The sequence below is a fragment of the Mesorhizobium sp. M2A.F.Ca.ET.042.01.1.1 genome (genome assembly GCF_003997405.1).
Lineage (GTDB): Bacteria > Pseudomonadota > Alphaproteobacteria > Rhizobiales > Rhizobiaceae > Mesorhizobium.
This window is the reverse complement of sequence record NZ_RZRX01000449.1, coordinates 1-2,677: the sequence shown is the minus strand read 5'-3', so window position 1 is coordinate 2,677 and position 2,677 is coordinate 1. Positions and strand designations below refer to the sequence as shown.

At 65.1% G+C, this 2,677-nt stretch carries 3 protein-coding genes; all 3 read left to right on the top strand.

Annotation, left to right across the window (positions count from 1 at the left end):
* The first annotated feature begins 117 nt into the window (after nt 1-117).
* Complete coding sequence (locus EOA23_RS33465) at nt 118-1,188, top strand: ABC transporter substrate-binding protein (protein ID WP_127307201.1); 1,071 nt, start codon at nt 118-120, stop codon at nt 1,186-1,188.
* Nucleotides 1,189-1,398: 210 nt separating this feature from the next.
* Nucleotides 1,399-2,007, top strand: coding sequence for a cupin domain-containing protein (locus tag EOA23_RS33460; RefSeq protein WP_127307200.1), 609 nt, complete (start codon nt 1,399-1,401; stop codon nt 2,005-2,007).
* Nucleotides 1,997-2,677 (top strand): ATP-binding cassette domain-containing protein (locus tag EOA23_RS33455; RefSeq protein ID WP_127307199.1); only part of this gene is annotated, 681 nt, incomplete at its 3' end. The genes EOA23_RS33460 and EOA23_RS33455, both read left to right, overlap by 11 nt.

Below are 2,677 nucleotides of genomic sequence, written 5' to 3'. Positions count from 1 at the left end.
GTGATCCTCACCGTGTCGTTCATCATCGCCGGAACCGCCGAAGTCCTGCGCCATCGCGGCCTCGGCGCCGCGCGCCGCAATCCAGCCTAAAGCACAACAAAGAAGAGGAGAACGAAAATGACTGTACACCTGAAATCGATAACCGGCCGCAAGGCCCTGGCGGGTCTCGCGGCTCTGGCGATGGTGCTGTCGTCGACGGTCGCTTTTGCCGCCGACAAGCTGCAATATTTCACCTGGTCGGGTTACGAACTGCCGGACTTCAACAAGAGCTTCCTCGCCGCGCATCCGGACGGCGTCGAGGCGACGATCTTCGGCGACGACGACGACGCCTTCACCAAGGTCAAGGCCGGCTTCCGGCCCGACATCGCGCATCCCTGCTACGACAAGGTGGCGCGCTGGAACAAGGAAGGCCTGCTGCAGCCGATCGACACCAAGCGCATCAAGAACTGGGATTCGGTCTTCCCGGTGTTCAAGAACCTGCCCGATCTGCAGGCGGGCGACGGCAAGGTGTGGATGGTGCCGTGGGACTGGGGCAACACCTCGATCCTCTACCGCACCGATCTGGTGAAGAACCCGGAGGCGAGCTGGAACCTCCTGTGGGACAAGCAATATGCCGGCCGCATGGCGACCATCGACGCCGTGCACGACACGCCGATCGTCGCCGCTCTTCTGGCAGGCGTGAACCCCTTCGACATGACGCCGGACCAGATGGACAAGGTGGCTGCGAAGCTGCGCGAGCAGCGGCCGCTGCTGTCGAGCTACACCACCGACATGACCTCGGTCGAGCAGGCGCTGGCGAGCGGTCAGCTGGTCGCGGCGATGACCTGGAACGCGTCCGCCACCTCGCTCAAGAAGCAGGGCGTGCCGGTCGAGTTCATGAAGCCGAAGGAAGGCATGCTGACCTGGGCCTGCGGCTTCGTCATGCTGAAGGACGCCAAGAACGTCGATCTCGCCTATGACTTCATCAACAGCCGGCTCGACGCCGACTCGGGCAAGTTCCTCATCCAGTCCTACGGCTATGGTAGCTCGCTCTCGACCGCTTTCGCCGGCGTGTCGAAGGACGAGCTGGACAAGCTACAGCTGCCGGCCGATCCGGACGTGATGCTGAAGTCGACCATCTTCACCGGCCCGATGAAGCAGAATGACGATGTGGCCAAGATGTTCGAGAAAGTGAAGGCGGGCGGCTGAGCGGCACGACTCCCTTCTCCCCTTGTGGGAGAAGGTGGCCGCGAAGCGGCCGGATGAGGGGTGCTCCAGGGAACGAAAACGTCTCACTCCGCTGGAGCACCCCTCATCCGTCTCGGCGCTGTCGCGCCGATCCACCTTCTCCCACAAGGGGAGAAGGGGGAGCCCGGCGGCGCTGCGCCGCGTCAGTGGAGATACAACGAGGACCATTGCATGGACATTCTTGACGAAGCGGCGGCAAAGCCGAAAGACGATGCCGACATCCGCGTCGGCCGGCGCGTGCGGGCGCTCAGGCTCGAGCGTAACCTCTCGCTCGCCGAGCTCGCGGCCAAGGCCGGCATCTCCATCGGCGCGCTCAGCCAGATCGAGCGCGGCATGTCCTCGCTGCGCGTCAAGGTGATCTGGCCGCTGGCGGCAGCCTTGGACATAGAACCGTCGGCACTGATTACCGACGGCAACGAGGCGGTCAACGATCTCTATTGCGTGCGTGCCGACAAGCGTCGCGCGATCCCGGTGAAATCCGAAGGCATCGTCAAGGCGCTGCTGTCGCCGCCCGCCGCCACGCTCACCGGCATGCTGGTCACGGTCGAGGCCGGCGGCGGCACGGCGGAAGCCTACGCCCATGCCGGCCACGAATTCGGCTTCGTCATGGCGGGCGAGGTCGAGCTGGTGGTGGACGCCACCACCTATGTGCTGAAGGCCGGCGACAGCTTCGCTTTCAAGAGCACGCTGCTGCACGCCTTCCGCAACCCCGGCGCCGAGCGCTGCCAGATCCTCTGGGTCAACACGACCAAGCCGTCCGAGGTGCGCGATGGCGCCTGATGCGCTCGTTCGTCTCGAAAAAGTATCGAAAGTTTTTCCCGGTGGCGTGGTCGGCCTCGATGCCGTCGACCTCGAGATCGCTCCGGGCGAGTTCCTGACCTTGCTCGGTCCGTCCGGCTGCGGCAAGACGACCAGCCTGCGCGTCATCGCGGGGTTCGAGAGCCCCTCGAGCGGCAGCGTCCTGCTCGAAGGCCGCGACATCACCGACCTCAGGCCCTTCGACCGTCCGGTCAACACCGTCTTCCAGGACTACGCGCTGTTCCCGCACATGGATGTCGCGGCCAATGTCGGCTTCGGCCTGTCGTTGCGCAAAATGTCCGGCGCCGAGCAGGCCAAACGCGTCCGCGAGGCGCTCGACATGGTCGGCCTCGCCGATAAGCTGCGCGCCCGCGTCTCGGAGCTTTCCGGCGGCCAGCGCCAGCGCGTCGCTTTGGCCCGCGCCATCGTCTGCGAACCGCGCGTGCTTTTGCTCGACGAGCCGCTGTCGGCGCTCGACGCGCATCTGCGCGAGCAGATGCAAGTCGAATTGAAGCGGCTGCAATCGCGGCTCGGCACCACCTTTGTCATGGTCACCCACGACCAGACCGAGGCGCTGTCGATCTCCGACCGCATCGTCGTCATGAACAAGGGCCGCATCGAGCAGATCGCGCCGCCGGCCACGCTCTACGAC

Coding starts and splice junctions, on each gene's coding strand:
- EOA23_RS33465 (WP_127307201.1), top strand. CDS start 118: ATGACTGTACACCTGAAATCGATAACCGGCCGCAAGGCCCTGGCGGGT.
- EOA23_RS33460 (WP_127307200.1), top strand. CDS start 1,399: ATGGACATTCTTGACGAAGCGGCGGCAAAGCCGAAAGACGATGCCGAC.